This window comes from Streptomyces sp. NPDC002754 (assembly GCF_053592315.1).
In genome coordinates this window covers 237816-258956 of record NZ_JBSFVM010000006.1, presented here as the reverse complement: position 1 = coordinate 258956, position 21141 = coordinate 237816, and the positions used below count along the sequence as shown (strand labels likewise).

The 21141-nt window shown below is 69.9% G+C and carries 18 protein-coding genes; 15 read left to right on the top strand and 3 right to left on the bottom strand.

Annotated elements, in window-relative coordinates; all coding sequences use genetic code 11:
* Positions 1-5 precede the first annotated feature (5 nt).
* Together ACWD2L_RS16720 and ACWD2L_RS16715 are read right to left on the bottom strand one after the other, a co-directional pair.
* Positions 6-1754, bottom strand: a complete 1749-nt coding sequence (locus ACWD2L_RS16720; RefSeq protein ID WP_451190010.1) for a hypothetical protein — start codon at positions 1752-1754, stop codon at positions 6-8.
* Between the two features lie 186 nt (positions 1755-1940).
* Positions 1941-4157, bottom strand: coding sequence for an elongation factor G-like protein EF-G2 (locus ACWD2L_RS16715; RefSeq protein ID WP_351341240.1), 2217 nt, complete (start codon positions 4155-4157; stop codon positions 1941-1943).
* A gap of 208 nt (positions 4158-4365) precedes the next feature.
* Between ACWD2L_RS16715 and pgsA the strand changes: the two genes are divergently transcribed.
* The 15 genes from pgsA (at position 4366) to ACWD2L_RS16640 (ending at position 19646) form a co-directional block, all read left to right on the top strand.
* Positions 4366-5079 (top strand): phosphatidylinositol phosphate synthase, encoded by a 714-nt coding sequence (gene pgsA / locus ACWD2L_RS16710; RefSeq protein ID WP_351341299.1) that lies wholly within the window; start codon positions 4366-4368, stop codon positions 5077-5079.
* Positions 5076-5990, top strand: a complete 915-nt coding sequence (locus ACWD2L_RS16705; protein WP_351341238.1) for a phosphatidylinositol mannoside acyltransferase — start codon at positions 5076-5078, stop codon at positions 5988-5990. Before pgsA ends, ACWD2L_RS16705 begins: the two co-directional genes overlap by 4 nt.
* Positions 5987-7147 carry a glycosyltransferase family 4 protein gene (locus tag ACWD2L_RS16700; RefSeq protein ID WP_351341235.1) on the top strand — a complete coding sequence of 387 codons (1161 nt, stop codon included), beginning with the start codon at positions 5987-5989 and terminating at the stop codon, positions 7145-7147. Before ACWD2L_RS16705 ends, ACWD2L_RS16700 begins: the two co-directional genes overlap by 4 nt.
* A gap of 35 nt (positions 7148-7182) precedes the next feature.
* Positions 7183-7728 carry a LemA family protein gene (locus ACWD2L_RS16695; RefSeq protein WP_351341233.1) on the top strand — a complete coding sequence of 182 codons (546 nt, stop codon included), beginning with the start codon at positions 7183-7185 and terminating at the stop codon, positions 7726-7728.
* 108 nt (positions 7729-7836) lie between these two features.
* Entirely contained in the window at positions 7837-8736 is a 900-nt protein-coding gene (gene pdxS / locus ACWD2L_RS16690) for a pyridoxal 5'-phosphate synthase lyase subunit PdxS (RefSeq protein WP_351341230.1), read from the top strand.
* Complete coding sequence (gene pdxT / locus ACWD2L_RS16685) at positions 8736-9341, top strand: pyridoxal 5'-phosphate synthase glutaminase subunit PdxT (protein WP_351341227.1); 606 nt, start codon at positions 8736-8738, stop codon at positions 9339-9341. Before pdxS ends, pdxT begins: the two co-directional genes overlap by 1 nt.
* A 49-nt stretch (positions 9342-9390) precedes the next feature.
* The gene (locus ACWD2L_RS16680) at positions 9391-10143 is read left to right on the top strand and encodes a YebC/PmpR family DNA-binding transcriptional regulator (protein WP_351341224.1); all 753 of its coding nucleotides are present in this window, start codon (positions 9391-9393) and stop codon (positions 10141-10143) included.
* Positions 10144-10258: 115 nt separating this feature from the next.
* Entirely contained in the window at positions 10259-10813 is a 555-nt protein-coding gene (ruvC, locus tag ACWD2L_RS16675) for a crossover junction endodeoxyribonuclease RuvC (RefSeq protein ID WP_351335466.1), read from the top strand.
* Positions 10810-11421: a Holliday junction branch migration protein RuvA gene (gene ruvA, locus ACWD2L_RS16670; protein WP_351335469.1), complete on the top strand. Its 612-nt coding sequence runs from the start codon at positions 10810-10812 to the stop codon at positions 11419-11421. Before ruvC ends, ruvA begins: the two co-directional genes overlap by 4 nt.
* A 47-nt stretch (positions 11422-11468) precedes the next feature.
* Positions 11469-12563: a Holliday junction branch migration DNA helicase RuvB gene (ruvB, locus tag ACWD2L_RS16665; RefSeq protein WP_351335471.1), complete on the top strand. Its 1095-nt coding sequence runs from the start codon at positions 11469-11471 to the stop codon at positions 12561-12563.
* A 163-nt stretch (positions 12564-12726) separates the two neighbouring features.
* Positions 12727-13236 carry a preprotein translocase subunit YajC gene (yajC, locus tag ACWD2L_RS16660; protein WP_351335473.1) on the top strand — a complete coding sequence of 170 codons (510 nt, stop codon included), beginning with the start codon at positions 12727-12729 and terminating at the stop codon, positions 13234-13236.
* A 140-nt stretch (positions 13237-13376) separates the two neighbouring features.
* Positions 13377-15131 carry a protein translocase subunit SecD gene (gene secD / locus ACWD2L_RS16655; protein ID WP_351335476.1) on the top strand — a complete coding sequence of 585 codons (1755 nt, stop codon included), beginning with the start codon at positions 13377-13379 and terminating at the stop codon, positions 15129-15131.
* Between the two features lies 1 nt (position 15132).
* On the top strand, positions 15133-16263 hold the full coding sequence (gene secF, locus ACWD2L_RS16650) for a protein translocase subunit SecF (protein WP_351335479.1): 1131 nt from the start codon (positions 15133-15135) through the stop codon (positions 16261-16263).
* A 150-nt stretch (positions 16264-16413) separates the two neighbouring features.
* Positions 16414-16953 carry an adenine phosphoribosyltransferase gene (locus ACWD2L_RS16645; protein ID WP_351335481.1) on the top strand — a complete coding sequence of 180 codons (540 nt, stop codon included), beginning with the start codon at positions 16414-16416 and terminating at the stop codon, positions 16951-16953.
* A 170-nt stretch (positions 16954-17123) separates the two neighbouring features.
* Positions 17124-19646, top strand: a complete 2523-nt coding sequence (locus tag ACWD2L_RS16640) for a RelA/SpoT family protein (RefSeq protein ID WP_351335484.1) — start codon at positions 17124-17126, stop codon at positions 19644-19646.
* Positions 19647-19801: 155 nt separating this feature from the next.
* Here the strand turns inward: ACWD2L_RS16640 and ACWD2L_RS16635 are convergent, their stop codons facing one another.
* Entirely contained in the window at positions 19802-21034 is a 1233-nt protein-coding gene (locus ACWD2L_RS16635; RefSeq protein ID WP_351335486.1) for a DUF349 domain-containing protein, read from the bottom strand.
* Between the last annotated feature and the right edge of the window lie 107 nt (positions 21035-21141).

The following is a 21141-nucleotide window of genomic DNA, read 5'->3' as shown; positions in this document are numbered from 1 at the left end:
GCGTCCTACGCGTTGTACGTGTCCGCCTTACCCGGTGTCGGGTCCTGGACCGCGCCGCTGAGGAAGCCCGAGCGGTTGCCGAACTTCTCGGTGTCCACGCCGTTCTCATCGAGCACCCTGATGGCCGCCGCGTGCACCACGCGCAGCACGGGCGTCGCTGTGCGCAGCGCGTCGTCCGCCATGAAGCGGTGCCGCCACGGCTGGTCCGCCCAGGCGTGGCGCAGGCCGAACGGCTCGGGCAGCACCAGCTTGCCGCCGAGGTGGTCCAGGAGCGGCGGATACCAGGTGAAGGGGGCGCGGACCGCGATCCGGACCGCCTCGTCCGAGGTGATCAGCGGGAGCGTCTTCTCCGTGGTCTCCCAGAACCGTATGGGCTTGGAGATCTCCTTCTTCTTCGGCTCGGGCTTCGACGTGAACAGGGAGTGCACCGGACCGAGCGCGTGCCCGGTCACCTCTATCCGCAGCGTCTGGTGCAGCACCGTCACCGTGATCAGCATCGTGATCACCAACTGGCCGTCCCAGAGCGTGAACTGGACGCCCAGATAGTGGCGGCTGCCGCCGCCGAACTGCTGCTCGTTGCAGATCCGCTCTATCTCGTGCGTCCTGGTCTCGAACGCCTCCACGTTCACGCCCGAGGGGCGGGTCACGCTCTTCGCGTTCTCACCGATCGGCGAGACGATCCAGTGCTTGACCGAAGGCGTGGGGAAGCCTCCCGTGTGGATGGGCTTGCGCTCCAGGAGGCGGAGCTGGTCGTGGATCGCGCGGATCACGTCCCAGCTGCGGAACGGGTGGATGTCCTTGCCGGGCTCCTTGGACACCAGGTCCTCGGCCAGCTGCCAGCCACCCCAGCGTGTGCCCATGCCCAGGATGCCCTTGGGGCCCGCGTAGAACACCGAGTTCGAGGCCTGCTCGGCGGTCAACTTGGCGAGGTTCTGCCGCAGTTGCTCGGCCGAGGTCTCGCCGGGACTGCCGGGAACCGCCTCCGGGATCTTCGCGCCGACCCCGCCGCCGGACAGCAGCCCGCCCCACCGGTCCCGCAGGTCCCGCGCGGTGCTCTCGCAGATCCGCCGCGCCCAGAAGCCGCCGACCACGGGCGCCACGAAGGAGGCGCGCAGATACCAGGTCCAGCCGTTGCTGGACGGAAGCTTGACGAGCACGATCACGGCGGCGACGAACACCACGGCGATCACCGCCATGGTGAGGGCGGCCCGGCCGCGCGCCGCGCGTTCCCGCTTCTTGGCCTCGCGCTTCTCCTTGGCGCCCTTGCTCTCGGCCTCCTTGACCTCCTTCTCGGCCTGGGCCACCCGGATGTTGTCCCTGCGGCGGATCTCGAACGCGATCACCCAGAGCAGGAAACCGGGCAGGAACAGGAAGCCGAACACCACCGTCACCAGTGTCAGCAGGCTGTCGCGCTGGCGCCGGATCCGATTGGACGCGAGGCAGTGCTCCACGACGACCTGCGGTTCCGTGCCGAACGACTGGATGAGCGGCTTGCGGGCGCCGCCCAGCATCCGCATCTGCACCGCCCGCGCGAAGGCCTCACCGAGATTCGGCGCGAACAGTGACCACATGCCCTTCTTCATCTGGGACTTGTGCCACTCGTTGTTGGTCTCCTCGATCTTCACCGCCGGATCGTCCCGGTAGGCGGCCGAGGCGATGGCGAACGTCGCGGCGGTCTGGCCCGCGGACCCCTGCAGCGGGATCTGCGCGCCCGGTCGGAAGTCGAATACTCCGTCGGCCGAAGCCGGCTTCATCGTGTCCGCCATTGCCACCCCCATCACCGCACGCCGTCGCTGCGGCTTTTCCCGACTTGCCCGCCCCGCACACCTGTTGGGCGCGCTGTCGGCCGGAACCGGCTGATCTTCGACCAGCGTAGCGGCCGCCACCGACACCGGCCCCGAGGAACGGGAAGCCGGGGCCGGTGCGCGGCCACGGCCCGACTAGGGGACGTCCTGCGCCTGTTCGCGGATCCGCTCGCTCAGCTGGGCCGGCATCGGTTCGTGCCGGGCGTACGCGCGGCTGAAACGCGCCGTGCCGTGCGACAGCGAGCGCAGGTCCACGGCGTACCGGCCGATCTCGATCTCCGGCACCTCGGCCCTGATCAACGTCCGCCCGCCCGCTGCCTGTTCGGTGCCGACGACACGGCCCCGCCGCCCGGACAGGTCGCTCATCACGGCCCCCACGTAGTCGTCACCGACGAGGACCTCGACCTCTGCCACCGGTTCCAGGAGATGGATGCGTACATCGGCCGCCGCCTCGCGCAGCGCGAGCGCCCCCGCCGTCTGGAACGCCGCGTCGGACGAATCCACCGAGTGTGCCTTGCCGTCGAGCAGCGTCACCCGTACGTCGATGAGCGGATAACCGGCCGCGACGCCCTTCGTCGCCTGAGCCCGCACGCCCTTCTCCACGGACGGGATGAACTGCCGGGGCACCGCGCCGCCGACGACCTTGTCCACGAACTCGATTCCCGAGCCGCCGGGCAGCGGCTCCACCTCGATCTCGCAGATCGCGTACTGGCCGTGGCCACCGGACTGCTTCACGTGCCGGCCGCGCCCCGCCGATTTGCCCGCGAACGTCTCCCGAAGGGAGACCCGGTGCGCCACGACGTCGACCTGCACCCCGTACCGGCTGCGCAGCCGTTCCAGCGCGACGTCCGCGTGTGCCTCGCCGAGGCACCACAGCACCACCTGGTGCGTGTCCTGGTTCTGTTCCAGACGCATCGTCGGGTCCTCGGCGACCAGGCGCGAAAGGCCTTGCGAGAGCTTGTCCTCGTCGGCCTTGCTGTGTGCCTGGATGGCCAGCGGAAGCAGCGGATCGGGCATCTCCCACGGGGACATGAGCAGCGGCGCCTCCTTCGCCGAGAGCGTGTCCCCGGTCTCCGCCCGGCTCAGCTTCGCGACGCACGCCAGATCGCCGGCGACGCAGTGCGTCAGGGTGCGCTGCTGCTTCCCGAAGGGGGCCGAGAGCGCCCCGATCCGTTCGTCCGCCTCGTGCAGGGCGCGGGTCTCGTGCCCGTGGTCGGAGAGCCCGTGGCCCGACACGTGCACCGTCTCGTCGGGCCGCAGGGTGCCGGAGAAGACGCGGACGAGCGAGACCCGCCCCACGTACGGGTCGGACGCCGTCTTCACTACCTCCGCCACCAGTGGCCCCTGCGGGTCGCAGGCGTGGATGTCGAGCTCCTTGCCGTCGCGCCCGCGCACATCGGGAGCGGCCCGCTCCAAGGGTGTCGGGAAGCCGCCGGTGATCAGCTCGAGGAGTTCGACGGTGCCGATGCCCTGCCGTGCGTCCTCCGCCGCCGGGGCCGCCGCGAGTACCGGGTGGAAGACGCCACGCGCGACGGCCCGCTCCAGGTCGTCGATGAGCGTCTTGACGTCGATCTCCTCGCCGCCCAGGTAGCGGTCCATGAGGGTCTCGTCCTCGCTCTCGGCGATGATCCCCTCGATGAGCCGGTTGCGGGCCTCCTCGATCAACGAGGCCTGGTCGGCGCCCGGTTCCGACTCCTTGCGTTCGCCCGACGCGTAGTCGAAGAGGCGCTGCGAGAGCAGTCCGACCAGACCTGTCACGGGCGCGTGCCCGTCCGGCGCCCGTTCGCCGCGCAGCGGGAGGTACAGCGGGAGCACGGCGTCGGGGTCGTCGCCGCCGAAGATCTCCGCGCAGGTCCGCGTCACGTCCTCGAAGTCGGCGCGCGCCGCCTCCAGGTGCGTGATCACGATGGCCCGCGGCATGCCGACGGCCGCGCACTCCTCCCACACCATGCGCGTCGCGCCGGACATCGTCTCGGGCCCGTCGGCCGCAGAGACGACGAAAAGGGCCGCGTCCGCGGCCCGCAGCCCGGCCCTCAACTCCCCGACGAAATCGGCGTATCCGGGGGTGTCCAGGAGATTGATCTTGAAGCCGTCCCACTCCAGCGGGACGAGGGAGAGCTGGACCGAGCGCTGCTGGCGGTGCTCGATCTCGTCGTAGTCGGAGACGCTGGTGCCGTCCTCGACGCGCCCCGCCCTGTTCACCGCCCCCGCGGTCAGCGCGAGGGCCTCCACCAGGGTCGTCTTGCCCGAGCCGCTGTGGCCGACCAGCACCACATTCCGTACGGACGCGGGGTGGTCGGCCGTCGCTGCCCTGCCGGCGGCTCCGGGGTGTCCGTTGTTCTTGTCGCCCATGCCTTGCCTCCCGGTTGATTGCTCGGTGAGGTCCTAGGTCGTCATCGGCCTGTGGGCGCGGACACGCGAATCCGCGTGCGGAGGCGGCTTCGGCGACGCCCGCGGTGTCTTCGAGCTTTCCACTCGGGTCACTGTGCGTCCATACGTCGTACGGGATCGCACGCGCACGTGGCGGCCCGTCGGCGGTTCGGACCTGTGCGTGGCTACGATGGGCCAGCCGGTGGCCAGAGGGGCCGCGCGGCCACCGACCCTCGGGAAGGCCATGCTGAACAAGTACGCGCGTGCATTCTTTACGCGTGTCCTCACACCGTTCGCCGCGTTTCTCATCCGCCGCGGAGTCAGCCCCGACGCGGTCACGCTCCTGGGCACCGCCGGAGTCGTGGCCGGTGCGCTGGTCTTCTATCCGCGCGGTGAGTTCTTCTGGGGAACCGTCGTCATCACGCTGTTCGTCTTCTCGGACCTCGTGGACGGCAATATGGCGCGCCAGCTGGGCCGCTCCAGCCGCTGGGGCGCCTTCCTGGACTCCACGCTCGACCGCGTCGCCGACAGCGCCATCTTCGGCGGACTGGCGCTCTGGTACGCCGGAGGCGGGAACGACAGCGTCCTGTGCGCCGTGTCGATCTTCTGCCTCGCCAGCGGCCAGGTCGTGTCGTACACGAAGGCACGTGGCGAAGCGATCGGCCTGCCGGTCGCCGTGAACGGGCTCATCGAGCGCGCCGAGCGGCTCGTCATCTCGCTCGTCGCCGCGGGCTTCGCCGGGCTGCACAAATTCGGCGTGCCGGGCATCCAGTACCTGCTGCCGGTCGCCCTGTGGATCGTCGCCGTGGGCAGCCTCGTCACGCTGATCCAGCGCGTTGTCACGGTGCGCCGCGAGTCCGCCGAGGCCGACGCGGCGGCCTCCCAGGAGGGGGCCGCCTCGTGAGCGGGACGCAGGAGCGGATCACCGACGCGCTGTACGGGCTCGGCTGGGCGACCGTCAAGAAGCTTCCCGAGCCGGTCGCGCGGCGCGTCGGTCGCACCATCGCCGACGCGGCCTGGAAGAAGCGCGGCAAGGGCGTGCAGCGGCTGGAGGCCAACCTCGCGCGCGTGGTGCCCGATGCCACTCCACAGCGCCTGCAACAGCTCTCCAAGAAGGGCATGCGCTCGTACCTGCGCTACTGGATGGAGTCCTTCCGGCTCCCCGCCTGGAGCAAGGAGCGCATCCGGGAGGGCGTGTCGATCAAGGACGTCCACTACCTCACCGAGGGCCTGGACGCCGGCAAGGGTGTCGTCCTCGCGCTGCCCCACATGGGCAATTACGACCTGGCGGGCGCCTGGGTCACCACCGAGCTGGACACCCCGTTCACGACCGTCGCGGAGCGGCTCAAGCCGGAGACCCTGTACGACCGGTTCGTCGCCTACAGGGAGGGCCTCGGCATGGAGGTGCTGCCCCACACGGGCGGCGCCGCCTTCGGGACGCTCGCACGGCGGCTGCGGGCGGGCGGCCTGGTCTGCCTGGTAGCTGACCGGGACCTGTCGTCCTCCGGCGTGGAGGTCAAGTTCTTCGGCGAGACGACGCGGATGCCCGCGGGGCCCGCGATGCTCGCCCAACAGACCGGCGCGCTGCTGCTTCCGGTCACCCTCTGGTACGACGACTCGGCCATAATGCGTGGTCGCGTCCACCCACCCGTCGACGTGCCGGAGACAGGTACGCGGGCCGAGAAGACGTCTGTCATGACGCAGGCGCTGGCCGATGCCTTCGCCACAGGGATCGCGGACCATCCGGAGGACTGGCACATGCTGCAGCGCTTGTGGCTCGCCGACCTCGACCATTTCGAAGAGAGGTCGGCGTGAGGATCGGAATCGTCTGCCCGTACTCCTGGGACGTGCCGGGCGGCGTCCAGTTCCACATCCGCGATCTGGCGGAGCACCTCATCGGCCTGGGACACGAGGTCTCCGTCCTCGCCCCCGCGGACGACGAGACCCCGCTGCCGCCGTACGTCGTGTCGGCGGGCCGCGCGGTTCCCGTGCCGTACAACGGCTCGGTGGCGCGCCTGAACTTCGGCTTCCTGAGCGCCGCGCGGGTACGCCGCTGGCTGAGCGACGGCATGTTCGACGTCGTGCACATCCACGAACCGGCGTCGCCCTCGCTCGGCCTCCTGACGTGCTGGGCCGCGCAGGGCCCCATCGTCGCGACCTTCCACACGTCCAACCCGCGCTCGCGCGCCATGATCGCCGCGTATCCGATCCTGCAGCCCGCCCTGGAGAAGATCAGCGCGCGCATCGCGGTGAGCGAGTACGCGCGCCGTACGTTGGTCGAACACCTGGGCGGCGACGCGGTCGTCATCCCGAACGGTGTCGACGTCGACTTCTTCGCCCGCGCCGAGCCCAAGCCCGAGTGGCAGGGGGACACGATCGGCTTCATCGGCCGCATCGACGAGCCCCGCAAGGGCCTTCCGGTGCTCATGAAGGCGCTGCCGAAGATCCTCGCCGAGCGCCCGCGGACCCGGCTCCTGGTCGCGGGGCGGGGCGACGAGGACGAGGCGGTGGCCTCACTGCCCAAGGAGATGCGCGACCGCGTCGAGTTCCTCGGCATGGTCAGCGACGAGGACAAGGCGCGCCTGTTGGCGAGCGTCGACGTGTACGTCGCGCCCAACACCGGAGGCGAGAGTTTCGGCATCATCCTGGTGGAGGCGATGTCGGCGGGCGCGCCCGTGCTCGCCTCCGACCTGGACGCCTTCACCCAGGTCCTCGACCAGGGCGCGGCCGGTGAACTCTTCACCAACGAGGACGCGGACGCCCTCTCCGTCGCGGCCCTGCGCCTCCTGGGCGACCCGGACCGCCGCGAGGAACTGCGCGCGCGTGGCAGCAAGCACGTCCGCCGCTTCGACTGGTCCACGGTCGCCGCGGACATCCTCTCGGTCTACGAGACGGTGACCCAGGGCGCGGCCGCGGTGGCGGCGGACGAGCGGACGGGCCTCAGGGCGCGCTTCGGGCTGGCGCGGGACTGAGAGCCTGTGTCATATCCCCGGTAGCCTTGCCGCCCGTGACCGTCACCCTCATCTGGATCGCCGTAGGCCTCTTCGCGATCGGGCTCTACCTGAGCTGGACCGCAGGACGCCTCGACCGCCTGCACGCCCGGATCGACGCGGCCCGCGCCGCCCTGGACGCCCAACTCCTGCGCCGTGCCTCGGTCGCCCAGGAACTGGCCACGTCGGGTGTGCTCGACCCGGCCGCGTCGATCGTGCTGTACGAGGCGGCACACGCCGCGCGTCAGGCCGAGGAGGAGCAGCGCGAGGTGGCGGAGAGCGAGCTCAGCCAGGCGCTCAGGGCGGTCTTCAGCGAGCCCGACCAGGTCGAGGTGGTCCGCGAGGCCCCCGGCGGCGAGGAGGCCGCGGAGGAGCTCGCCCAGGCGGTCCGCCGGGTCCCCATGGCCCGCCGCTTCCACAACGACGCCGTACGCGCCGCCCGCGCGCTGCGCCGGCACCGCACGGTCCGCTGGTTCCGGCTCTCCGGGCACGCCCCGTTCCCGCTGGCCTTCGAGATGGACGACGAGCCGCCGGTGGCGCTGGCCGACCGCGCCACCAAGTAGTTCCCAGGCCAAAAGGATCCACCGGCTGTTCATTGGCCCTTGTAGTGGCCTGTTCCCCAGAGGTTTCCTCGGTACTGAAAGAGCCTTCTTCACCGAGTGAGGTCACCCGTGTCCACTTCTGAAAACACCGCCACCGGCACCGCCCGCGTCAAGCGCGGCATGGCCGAGCAGCTCAAGGGTGGCGTCATCATGGACGTCGTCACGCCCGAGCAGGCGAAGATCGCCGAGGACGCCGGCGCCGTCGCCGTGATGGCCCTGGAGCGGGTGCCCGCCGATATCCGCAAGGACGGCGGCGTGGCCCGGATGTCCGACCCGGACATGATCGAGGGCATCATCGGCGCCGTCTCGATCCCGGTCATGGCCAAGTCCCGCATCGGCCACTTCGTCGAGGCCCAGGTGCTGCAGTCGCTCGGTGTGGACTACATCGACGAGTCCGAGGTGCTCACCCCGGCGGACGAGGTCAACCACAGCGACAAGTTCGCCTTCACGACCCCCTTCGTCTGTGGCGCGACCAACCTCGGCGAGGCCCTGCGCCGCATCGCCGAGGGCGCCGCCATGATCCGTTCGAAGGGCGAGGCCGGCACCGGCAACGTCGTCGAGGCCGTGCGCCACATGCGCCAGATCAAGGGCGAGATCGCCCGCCTGCGTGGCTACGACAACAACGAGCTGTACGCCGCCGCCAAGGACCTGCGCGCCCCGTACGAGCTGGTCAAGGAGGTCGCCGAGCTCGGCAAGCTGCCGGTCGTGCTGTTCTCCGCCGGTGGCGTCGCCACCCCCGCCGACGCCGCGCTGATGCGCCAGCTCGGCGCCGAGGGCGTCTTCGTCGGCTCCGGCATCTTCAAGTCCGGCGACCCGGCCAAGCGCGCCGCCGCCATCGTGAAGGCCACCACCTTCTTCGACGACCCGAAGATCATCGCGGAGGCGTCCCGCAACCTCGGTGAGGCCATGGTCGGCATCAACTGCGACACCCTGCCCGAGGGCGAGCGCTACGCGAACCGGGGCTGGTGATGACCACTCCTGTGGTCGGAGTGCTCGCACTCCAGGGCGACGTACGGGAACACCTCGTCGCCCTGGCCATGGCGGACGCGACCGCCAGGCCGGTGCGGCGTCCCGAGGAACTGGCCGAGGTCGACGGACTCGTCGTCCCCGGTGGTGAGTCGACCACCATCTCGAAGCTGGCCCACCTCTTCGGCCTGATGGAGCCCCTTCGCGCGCGTGTGCGCGAAGGTCTGCCCGTCTACGGGTCGTGTGCCGGACTGATCATGCTCGCCGACAAGATCCTGGACCCGCGCTCGGGCCAGGAGACCATCGGCGGCATCGACATGATCGTGCGGCGCAACGCCTTCGGGCGGCAGAACGAGTCGTTCGAGGCGGCCGTCGACGTGCGGGGCGTCGAGGGCGATCCTGTGGAGGGCGTCTTCATCCGCGCTCCCTGGGTGGAGTCCGTGGGCGCCGAGGTGGAGGTGCTCGCCGAGTACGAGGGGCACATCGTCGCCGTGCGCCAGGGCGCCGCCCTCGCGACGTCCTTCCACCCCGAGCTCACGGGGGACCACAGGATCCACGCCATGTTCGTGGACATGGTGCGGGCCAAGGCGGCTTCGGGATCCTTGTAGGATCGCTGACGTTCGTTATTGAGGTGGGTTACGCGAAGGAGACAGGCAGATGTCCGGCCACTCTAAATGGGCTACGACGAAGCACAAGAAGGCCGTGGTAGACGCCAAGCGCGGCAAGCTCTTCGCGAAGCTGATCAAGAACATTGAGGTCGCGGCCCGCTCCGGCGGCATCGACCCCGATGGAAACCCGACGCTCGTCGACGCCATCCAGAAGGCCAAGAAGAGCTCGGTCCCGAACAAGAACATCGACTCCGCGGTCAAGCGCGGCGGCGGCCTCGAGGCCGGCGGCGCCGACTACGAGACGATCATGTACGAGGGCTACGGTCCGAACGGTGTCGCGGTGCTCATCGAGTGCCTCACCGACAACCGCAACCGCGCCGCCTCCGACGTGCGCGTCGCCATGACCCGCAACGGCGGCAACATGGCCGACCCGGGCTCGGTGTCGTACCTGTTCAACCGCAAGGGCGTCGTGGTCGTCCCCAAGACCGGGCTGTCCGAGGACGACGTCCTGGGCGCCGTGCTCGACGCGGGCGCCGAGGAGGTCAACGACCTGGGCGAGTCCTTCGAGGTGCTCTCCGAGGCCACCGACCTGGTCGCGGTGCGCACCGCGCTCCAGGAGGCCGGGATCGACTACGACTCGGCGGACGCCAACTTCGTCCCGACCATGCAGGTCGAGCTGGACGAGGAGGGCGCGCGCAAGATCTTCAAGCTGATCGACGCGCTCGAGGACAGCGACGACGTGCAGAACGTCTTCGCCAACTTCGACGTCTCCGACGAGGTCATGGAGAAGGTCGACGCCTGACGCGGCATCAGCAGCGGGCCGGGGAGACACGTCTCCCCGGCCCGCCGTCGTTGTCGGTGGCAGCGGATAGCCTGGAGGGCGTTCGAAGATCACTCGCAGTCGGGAGGGGGCGCGCATGCGTGTACTGGGGGTCGACCCAGGGCTCACCCGCTGCGGTGTCGGCGTGGTCGAGGGGATCGCGGGGCGGCCGCTGACGATGTGCGGCGTCGGCGTCGTCCGGACGCCAGCGGACGCCGAGTTGGGGCACCGCCTCGTCGCCATCGAGCAGGGCATCGAGCAGTGGCTCGACGAGCACAGGCCTGAAGTCCTCGCCGTGGAGCGGGTGTTCAGTCAGCACAACGTGAGTACGGTGATGGGCACCGCCCAGGCCAGCGCCGTCGCCATGCTGTGCGCCTCGCGCCGCGGCATCCCCGTGGCCCTGCACACGCCCAGCGAGGTCAAGGCCGCCGTCACCGGCACGGGCCGCGCCGACAAGGCGCAGGTGGGCGCCATGGTGACGCGTCTGTTGAGGCTCGACGCACCGCCCAAGCCGGCCGACGCCGCCGACGCGCTCGCCCTCGCCATCTGCCACATCTGGCGCGCCCCCGCGCAGAACCGACTCCAGCACGCCGTGGCACAGCACGCCTCCCGCTCCTCCCGCCCCTCCACCGTGAAAGGCCGTACCGCATGATCGCCTTCGTCAGCGGCCCCGTCGCCGCCCTCGCCCCCGACGCCGCGGTGGTCGAGGTGGGCGGTGTCGGCATGGCCCTCCAGTGCACGCCGAACACGCTGTCCACGCTGCGGATCGGCCAGCAGGCCAAGCTCTCCACCTCGCTCGTCGTGCGTGAGGACTCGCTCACCCTGTACGGCTTCGCGGACGACGACGAGAAGCAGACGTTCGAGCTGCTGCAGACGGCGAGCGGCGTCGGCCCGCGCCTCGCGCAGGCGATGCTCGCGGTGCACAGCCCGGACGCGCTGCGCAGAGCCGTCTCCACGGGTGACGAGAAGTCGCTCACGGCCGTCCCCGGCATCGGCAAGAAGGGCGCCCAGAAGCTGCTCCTCGAGCTGAAGGACCGGCTCGGCGCACCCGTCGGCACAGGTGGCCCCGCCATCGGTACAGCCGTCGCCGGCGGCTGGCGCGAGCAGCTGCACGCCGCGCTGATCGGCCTCGGCTACGCCACCCGCGAGGCCGACGAGGCGGTCGACGCGGTCGCCCCGCAGGCCGAGGCCGCGGAGGGCACCCCGCAGGTGGGGCAGCTGCTGAAGGCGGCCCTGCAGACGCTCAACCGCACCCGCTAGCCGACCGGCCCACCACCCGCACCCACCCGTAACGCGAGGCACCACACATGAACTGGGACGAGACCACCGACGACGCCGCGACGCCGCAGGCCGACCGGCCCGCCGCGGAGCGTCTTGTGGACTCCGTCGCCGACGGTGAGGACCAGGCCGTAGAAGCGGCCCTGCGCCCCAAGGACCTGGGCGAGTTCATCGGCCAGGAGAAGGTCAGGGAGCAGCTCGACCTGGTCCTGCGCGCCGCCCGCGCGCGTGGCGCCACGGCCGACCACGTCCTGCTCTCCGGCGCCCCCGGCCTCGGCAAGACCACCCTGTCCATGATCATCGCGGCCGAGATGGGCGCCCCGATCCGGATCACCAGCGGCCCCGCGATCCAGCACGCGGGCGACCTCGCGGCGATCCTCTCCTCGCTCCAGGAGGGCGAGGTCCTCTTCCTCGACGAGATCCACCGGATGTCGCGGCCCGCCGAGGAGATGCTCTACATGGCGATGGAGGACTTCCGGGTCGACGTCATCGTCGGCAAGGGCCCGGGCGCCACCGCCATCCCGCTGGAGCTGCCGCCCTTCACCCTCGTCGGCGCGACCACGCGCGCGGGGCTGCTGCCGCCGCCGCTGCGCGACCGCTTCGGCTTCACCGCGCACATGGAGTTCTACGAGCCCGCCGAGCTGGAGCGGGTGATCCACCGCTCGGCGAGCCTCCTCGACGTGGAGATCGACACGGCGGGCGCCGCCGAGATCGCCGGACGCGCCCGCGGCACGCCCCGTATCGCCAACCGCCTGCTGCGCCGCGTCCGCGACTACGCGCAGGTCAAGGCCGACGGGCAGATCACCAGGGACATCGCGTCCGCCGCGCTCAGCGTCTACGAAGTGGACGGCCGCGGCCTCGACCGCCTGGACCGCGCCGTCCTTGAAGCCCTGCTCAAGCTGTTCAGCGGCGGACCTGTGGGGCTTTCGACACTCGCCGTCGCCGTGGGGGAGGAGCGTGAGACGGTGGAAGAGGTCGCCGAGCCCTTCCTCGTCAGAGAGGGACTCCTGGCGCGTACCCCCAGGGGACGCGTGGCGACTCCCGCCGCGTGGGCCCACCTGGGACTGACCGCACCCCAAGGCAGACCTGGGGCGGGCGGACAAGCGGGCCTCTTCGGGGCATGACGCCACGCGTGGTCGCCGGGGCTGGAACCCCGGTGCCATGCTGAGCGTTGTTCCCACAGTGCGGACTCGCTTAGACTCCGCCGACGTCGCCTATACGACGGCGTATACCCCATCATCGACAAGGCCGCCTCCTTTCGCGGTCGTATGAAGGAAGTTCCTACCCGTGAGTCCTGTGACACTCCTCCCGTTCGTCGTGCTCATCGGGGCCATGTTCCTGATGACCCGGTCTGCCAAGAAGAAGCAGAAGCAGGCCGCGGACATGCGCAATGAGATGCAGCCCGGTTCCGGCGTCCGCACGATCGGGGGCATGTACGGCACGGTCAAGGAGGTCCACGATGACGCGGTCCTTCTCGACGCCGGCCCCGGCGTGCACCTCATGTTCGCGAAGAACGCCATCGGCGCCGTGCTCTCCGATGACGAGTACAACCGCATCGTTCACGGCGAGGAAGTCGTTGATGATGACGAACTGACCAACGGCGCCGTCGTGCCGGACGACGCGTCCTCCCTCACCGAGACCGATGAGGCCGCCGCCGCTGACGACTCGCGCATCGACCTCGGCAAGAAGGACGAGCCTGCCGAGGACGTGGAGGTCGACCAGGCCGAGGACGTGAAGGCTGACAAGGCCGACGACGTCGAGGTGAAGAAGACCGACGGCGAGTCCGACGCGAAGTAGTACGGCCGGAACCGTGGGGCGTCCGCTCGATGTGCCCTGCGGTTCCTGTTCGTGCGTGACGCGCGCGGACTCTCGACCATTTCATGGCCGCCCGGGCACCCAACCCCGATGCAGGGCGGATGGAGAGGGAGTACGAGAAGGTGGCCACACCTAGCAAGAGCCGAGGGGCAGGTGCCCAGTCGAAGCCGGGGCGCGCCCTGGGCCTGATCGTGATCATCATGGTCGCGCTCGTCGGGGGGATGTTCGCCTCCGGCACGTTCACCCCGCGCCTTGGTATCGACCTCGCGGGCGGCACCAGCATCACGCTGGAGGCCAAGAACGAGCCGGGCAAGCCCAACGCGATCAACAAGACCAACATGGACACGGCGGCGGACATCATCAACCGCCGTGTCAACGGCATGGGTGTCTCCGAGGCCGAGGTCCAGACGCAGGGCAAGAGCAACATCATCGTCAACATCCCGCGAGGGACGAACGAGAAGCAGGCCCGCGAGCAGGTCGGCACGACCGCGCAGCTCTACTTCCGTCCGGTGCTCACGATGACCACCGGTCAGCCGACCGGCAAGGGCGACACGTCGGCCACCCCGTCCCCGAGCGCCTCGACCGGCGACAAGGCGTCCGACAAGACCACCGGCTCGGACAAGGCGACCGACAAGTCGACGGTCACGCCGTCCCCGACCGCCACGACGCAGGGCCGCCCCGTCACCGACAGCCTCAAGGCCGACGCGACGCCGAGCGCCTCCGCGAAGACCGGCGAGGACGCCCAGGCGACCCCCAGCGCCAGCACCGACCCGGCGACCGCCGCGCTGCAGAAGAAGTTCACGCAGCTCGACTGCACCGACAAGGCGGCCCGCACCAAGATCAACGAGGGTGCGAAGTCCTCCGACCCGATCATTGCCTGCGGTCAGAGCCAGGGGCAGTGGCAGAAGTACGTTCTCGGCCCGTCCGAGGTCGGCGGCAAGGACGTCAAGAAGTCCCAGGCGACCATCAACCAGCAGTCCGGCCAGTGGGTCGTGAACATGGAGTTCACGGGCGCGGGCTCGAAGAAGTTCGCCGCGACGACGGGCAAGCTCAAGAGCCAGCAGTCGCCGATGAACCAGTTCGCCATCGTGCTCGACGGCGACGTGGTCTCCGCACCCAGTGTCAGCTCGACCCTGAGCCAGAACGCCGAGATCTCCGGCTCCTTCACCCAGGAGTCCGCCCAGGACCTCGCGAACGTGCTGTCCTACGGCGCCCTGCCGCTGACCTTCCACGAGCAGAGCGTCACCTCGGTGACCGCCGCGCTCGGCGGTGAGCAGCTCGACGCCGGTCTGATCGCGGGCGCCATCGGCCTCGCGCTGGTCATCATCTACCTGGTGGTCTACTACCGGGGCCTGTCGGTCATCGCCCTCGCCTCGCTGCTCACCTCCGGCATCCTCACGTACACCCTGATGACGCTGCTCGGCCCGGCCATCGGCTTCGCGCTGAACCTGCCGGCCGTCTGTGGTGCCATCGTGGCCATCGGTATCACCGCGGACTCGTTCATCGTGTACTTCGAGCGAATCCGGGACGAGATCAGAGAGGGGCGCTCCGTGCGTCCCGCGGTGGAGCGTGCCTGGCCGCGGGCCCGACGCACCATCCTCGTCTCCGACTTCGTGTCGTTCCTCGCGGCCGCGGTGCTGTACATCGTGACCGTCGGCAAGGTGCAGGGCTTCGCGTTCACACTCGGCCTGACCACCCTCCTCGACGTCGTCGTGGTCTTCCTCTTCACGAAGCCGCTGATGACGCTCCTGGCCCGCACCAAGTTCTTCACGGGCGGGCACAAGTGGTCCGGCCTCGACCCGAAGCGCCTCGGCGTGCAGCCTCCGCTGCGTCGCACCCGCCGCGCCACCCGCCCTGTCGACCCGAAGGAGGCGTGAGATGTCGAAGCTCGGCAATCTCGGCGCCAGGCTGTACCGAGGTGAGGTCGGTTACGACTTCATCGGCAAGCGAATGATCTGGTACGGCGTCTCGATCCTCATCACCATCACGGCCATCGTCGGCCTCGGGGTGCGCGGCCTGAACATGGGCATCGAGTTCGAGGGCGGCGCGATCTTCACGACGCCCAAGACCAGCGTCTCGGCCAACAAGGCCGAGGAGTACGCGGCGAAGGCCTCCGGCCACGAGGCGCTCGTCCAGGAGCTCGGCTCGGGCGGTCTGCGCATTCAGGTCGCGGGCGTCGACACCGGCAAGTCGGACCAGATCAAGGCCGAGCTGTCCAAGGACATGGACATCAAGGCCGACGACATCAACGCCGACCTGGTGGGCCCCAGTTGGGGCGCCTCGATCGCCAACAAGGCGTGGCAGGGCCTGGCCGTCTTCATGGTCCTCGTCGTGATCTATCTGGCGATCGCCTTCGAGTGGCGCATGGCGCTCGCGGCCCTCGTCGCGCTCATCCACGACATCACGATCACCGTCGGGATCTACGCCCTCGTGGGCTTCGAGGTCACGCAGGGCACGGTGATCGGTCTGTTGACCATCCTTGGCTATTCGCTCTACGACACGGTCGTCGTCTTCGACTCGCTCAAGGAACAGACGAAGGGCCTGGAGAAGCAGACCCGCTTCACGTACAGCGAGGTCGCCAACCGGTCGATCAACAGCACCCTGGTCCGCTCGATCAACACCACGATCGTGGCGCTCCTCCCGGTCGGCGGCCTGCTGTTCATCGGCGGCGGCTTCCTCGGCGCGGGCATGCTGAACGACATCTCGCTGTCGCTCTTCGTGGGCCTCGCCGCCGGTGCGTACTCGTCGATCTTCATCGCCACTCCGCTGGTCGCCGACCTCAAGGAGCGCGAGCCGAAGATGAAGGCGCTCAGGAAGCGGGTGCTCGCCAAGCGGGCCGCCGCCGCGGCCAAGGCCGAGGAGCCGGCGGTCGTGGGGCACCAGGCGGGCGGCACCCAGGCCGGCCCGGCGGAGGACGTTCCTTCGGACGCCGCTCCCGCGGGCGCGGGACCGCGCAACCAGCCGGCCCGTAACCGCGGCCGCGGCCGCCCCTCGGGCAAGCGCCGCTGACGCGGTCCGTCACCGTCGCCACAAGGGCGCCAGGAGCCGTCGAGGCCCTGGCGCCCTTCGCGTGCGGCGCCCGCGGAGACTGTCGCGACTTCGGCGACTGCTACGGTTGGCGGGTTGAAAATCGCCTGACACACACGCTGAGGTGCAGAAATGACCGACATCAAGGAGCTGCTCCTCAGCCGCATCCGTGATGTGCAGGACTATCCGGAGCCCGGCGTCCTGTTCAAGGACATCACCCCGCTGCTCGCGGACCCGGCGGCCTTCACGGCCCTCACCGACACACTCGCGGAGCTCTGCGTCCGCCACGGCGCCACGAAGGTCGTCGGCCTGGAGGCGCGCGGCTTCATCCTGGGCGCCCCCGTCGCGATCCGCGCGGGCCTCGGCTTCATCCCCGTACGCAAGGCGGGCAAGCTCCCCGGTGCGACGCTCACGCAGTCGTACGACCTGGAGTACGGATCCGCCGAGATCGAGGTGCACGCCGAGGACCTCGGCGCCGACGACCGCGTCATGGTGATCGACGACGTGCTGGCCACCGGCGGCACCGCCGAGGCCGCGGTGCATCTGATCCGCCGCGCGGGCGCCGAGGTCGCGGGCTGCGCCGTCCTCATGGAGCTGGGCTTTCTCCCGGGCCGGGGGCGACTGGAATCCGCCCTTCAGGGTGCGCCCCTCGATGCCCTGCTCGTGGTGTAAAGCCGCAGGCCACAGCCTTGGAGGTGGGCTCGGAGGAATCCGGTGCCCGCCTCTGGTGTTTCACCAGTACGAAGGCGTACCAGCAGCCCAGGGCGAGCCGAGCGCGCCGGATCGATACCATGGGCTCTCCGGGACCTGAACGGGGGACCCGTCGCGCACGAGGAGCGCCGTTGCCAGACGAGGCCAAGCCACTCTCCGCCGCCACGCATGACGAACAGGCCACGCGCGCCGCGGCTCCTTCCGGCACGCCCGAGAAGGACGCGAAGACGGCGAAGCCCGCGCCGCCGAGCGCCAAGGCGGCCGAGCAGCCACGCACCAAGCCCCCCGCCAACCAGCCGCGCGCCACACCCCCGCCGGCGATCCGTGCGGCCTCGAACCAGCCGGCCGCGCGCTCCGGCTCCTCCAACCGCGTCCGCGCCCGCCTGGCCCGCCTCGGCGTGCAGCGTTCGAACCCGTACAACCCGGTCCTGGAGCCGCTGCTGCGGATAGTGCGCAGCAACGACCCGAAGATCGAGACGTCCACGCTGCGCCAGGTCGAGCGCGCCTACCAGGTCGCGGAGCGCTGGCACCGCGGTCAGAAGCGCAAGAGCGGCGACCCGTACATCACGCACCCGCTCGCGGTGACGACGATCCTCGCCGAGCTGGGCATGGACCCCGCGACGCTGATGGCGGGCCTGCTGCACGACACGGTCGAGGACACCGAGTACGGCCTGGACACCCTCAAGCGCGACTTCGGCGACCAGGTCGCGCTGCTCGTCGACGGCGTCACCAAGCTGGACAAGGTCAAGTTCGGCGAGGCCGCGCAGGCCGAGACGGTGCGCAAGATGGTCGTCGCGATGGCCAAGGACCCGCGCGTCCTGGTCATCAAGCTCGCCGACCGCCTGCACAACATGCGCACCATGCGCTACCTCAAGCGCGAGAAGCAGGAGAAGAAGGCCCGCGAGACGCTGGAGATCTACGCTCCGCTGGCGCACCGCCTGGGCATGAACACCATCAAGTGGGAGCTGGAGGACCTCGCCTTCGCGATCCTCTACCCCAAGATGTACGACGAGATCGTGCGGCTCGTGGCCGAGCGCGCGCCCAAGCGCGACGAGTACCTGGCCATAGTGACCGACGAGGTGCAGAGCGACCTGCGCGCTGCCCGCATCAAGGCGACCGTCACAGGGCGCCCGAAGCACTACTACAGCGTCTACCAGAAGATGATCGTCCGTGGCCGTGACTTCGCGGAGATCTACGACCTGGTGGGCATCCGCGTCCTTGTCGACACGGTTCGGGACTGTTACGCCGCTCTCGGTACGGTCCACGCGCGATGGAACCCGGTCCCCGGCCGGTTCAAGGACTACATCGCGATGCCCAAGTTCAACATGTACCAGTCGCTGCACACGACGGTGATCGGCCCCAACGGCAAGCCTGTTGAGCTCCAGATCCGTACGTTCGACATGCACCGCCGCGCCGAGTACGGCATCGCCGCGCACTGGAAGTACAAGCAGGAGCCCTCCGCCGGAGCCTCCAAGGTGCGCACCGACGCGCCCAAGTCGTCCGGCAAGGGCAAGGACGACCACCTCAACGACATGGCGTGGCTGCGCCAGTTGCTCGACTGGCAGAAGGAGACCGAGGACCCGGGCGAGTTCCTGGAGTCCCTGCGCTTCGACCTGTCGCGCAACGAGGTCTTCGTGTTCACGCCGAAGGGCGACGTCATAGCGCTCCCGGCCGGGGCGACGCCGGTGGACTTCTCGTACGCGGTCCACACGGAGGTCGGCCACCGCACCATAGGAGCACGCGTCAACGGACGCCTGGTGCCCCTCGAATCGACCCTGGACAACGGCGACTTGGTGGAGGTCTTCACCTCCAAGGCCGAGGGCGCGGGTCCGTCCCGCGACTGGCTCGGCTTCGTCAAGTCGCCGCGCGCGCGCAACAAGATCCGGGCCTGGTTCTCCAAGGAGCGCCGCGACGAGGCGATCGAGCAGGGCAAGGACGCCATCGTCCGCGCCATGCGCAAGCAGAACCTGCCGATCCAGCGGATCCTCACCGGGGACTCGCTCGTCACGCTCGCGCACGAGATGCGCTACCCGGACATCTCGTCCCTGTACGCCGCCATCGGCGAGGGGCATGTCACGGCGCAGTCCGTCGTGCAGAAGCTCGTGCAGGCGCTCGGTGGCGAGGAGGCGGCCAACGAGGACATCGCGGAGAGCGCACCGCCCTCGCGCGGCCGCTCCAAGCGCCGCTCGAACGCCGACCCGGGCGTGGTGGTCAAGGGCGTCGACGACGTCTGGGTGAAGCTGGCGCGCTGCTGCACCCCGGTGCCCGGCGACCCGATCATCGGCTTCGTCACGCGCGGCAGCGGCGTATCGGTTCACCGCAGCGACTGCGTCAACGTGGACTCGCTGTCCCGCGAGCCTGAGCGCATCCTCGAGGTCGAGTGGGCGCCCACGCAGTCGTCCGTCTTCCTGGTCGCCATACAGGTCGAGGCCCTCGACCGCTCGCGGCTGCTGTCGGACGTGACCCGGGTCCTGTCGGACCAGCACGTGAACATCCTGTCCGCGGCGGTACAGACGTCCCGCGACCGGGTGGCCACGTCCCGCTTCACATTCGAGATGGGCGACCCGAAGCACCTGGGCCACGTCCTCAAGGCGGTCAGGGGCGTCGAGGGCGTCTACGACGTGTACCGGGTGACGTCGGCGCGCCGGCCCTGATCAAGCCTCACGGCTCAAGCCCCTGCGGCGGGTGGGCATTTCAAGCCCCGCTCTTGGACGAGAGCCCGCGGGGTCCGGGGCGGAGCCCCGAGACGTGAGAACGGCCCCCGAGTCGATACTCGGGGGCCGTTCTCACGTTGCCGCATCGGGCCCGGCTACCCCCCGAACTCGTGCAACCCCTTCACGGCCTGGTCAAGAAGCGCCTGACGACCGTCCAGTTCCCGCTGAAGCTTGTCCGCCTTGGAGCTGTTCCCCTGTGCACGGGCCTGCTCAACCTGACCGCTCAGCTTGTCGACCGCCGCCTGCAACTGGCCGGTGAGGCCCTCCGCACGCGCGCGTGCCTCAGGGTTCGTGCGACGCCACTCCGCTTCCTCGGACTCCTGGAGGGCCCGCTCCACGGTGTGCATCCGGCCCTCGACCTTCGGGCGGGCGTCCCGCGGGACGTGACCGATGGCCTCCCACCGCTCGTTGATCGAGCGGAACGCGGCACGTGCCGACTTCAGATCCTCGATCGGCAGCAGCTTCTCGGCCTCGTCGGCGAGCACCTCCTTGAGCTTGAGGTTCTCGCCCTGCTCGGCGTCGCGCTCGGCGAACACCGCACTGCGGGCCGCGAAGAAGACATCCTGGGCGCCGCGGAAGCGGTTCCACAGGTCGTCCTCGTGCTCACGCTGCGCGCGGCCCGCGGCCTTCCAGTCCGTCATCAGGTCGCGGTAACGGGCCGCCGTGGCGCCCCAGTCCGTCGAGTTCGACAGCGACTCGGCCTCCGTGACCAGCTTCTCCTTGGTCTTGCGGGCCTCCTCGCGCTGCGCGTCAAGGGACGCGAAGTGGGCCTTGCGGCGCTTGGAGAACGCCGAGCGGGCGTGCGAGAAGCGGTGCCACAGCTCGTCGTCCGACTTGCGGTCCAGGCGCGGCAGACCCTTCCAGGTGTCCACAAGCGCGCGCAGCCGCTCGCCGGCCGCCCGCCACTGCTCGGACTGGGCCAGCTCCTCCGCCTCGACGACCAGCGCCTCCTTGGAGTGCCGCGCCTCGTCGGACTGCTTGGCCTTCTGGACCTTGCGCTCCTCGCGGCGCGCCTCGACGCTCTCCACCAGCTTGTCGAGCCGCTTGCCGAGCGCTTCCAGGTCGCCGATCGCGTGGGCGTCCGTGACCTGCGCGCGCAGATGCTCGATCGCCGTCATGGCGTCCTTGGCCGACAGGTCGGTCGTCTTCACCCGGCGTTCGAGGAGCCCGATCTCGACGACCAGGCCGTCGTACTTGCGCTTGAAGTAGGCCAGAGCCTCGTCGGGAGACCCCGCCTTCCACGAACCGACCTCTCGCTCGCCGCCGTCGGCCGTACGCACGTACACGGTCCCCGTCTCGTCGACGCGGCCCCACGGGTCGCTGCTCACAGCGCCTCCTCCACATGATGCCTGCGCGGGGCTCAGCACCCCTGGGCATCGTCCACAGTTTCCTGGCGGGCCCGGCCCGCCCTCCACAACGCGGCTCGAATCCGCGC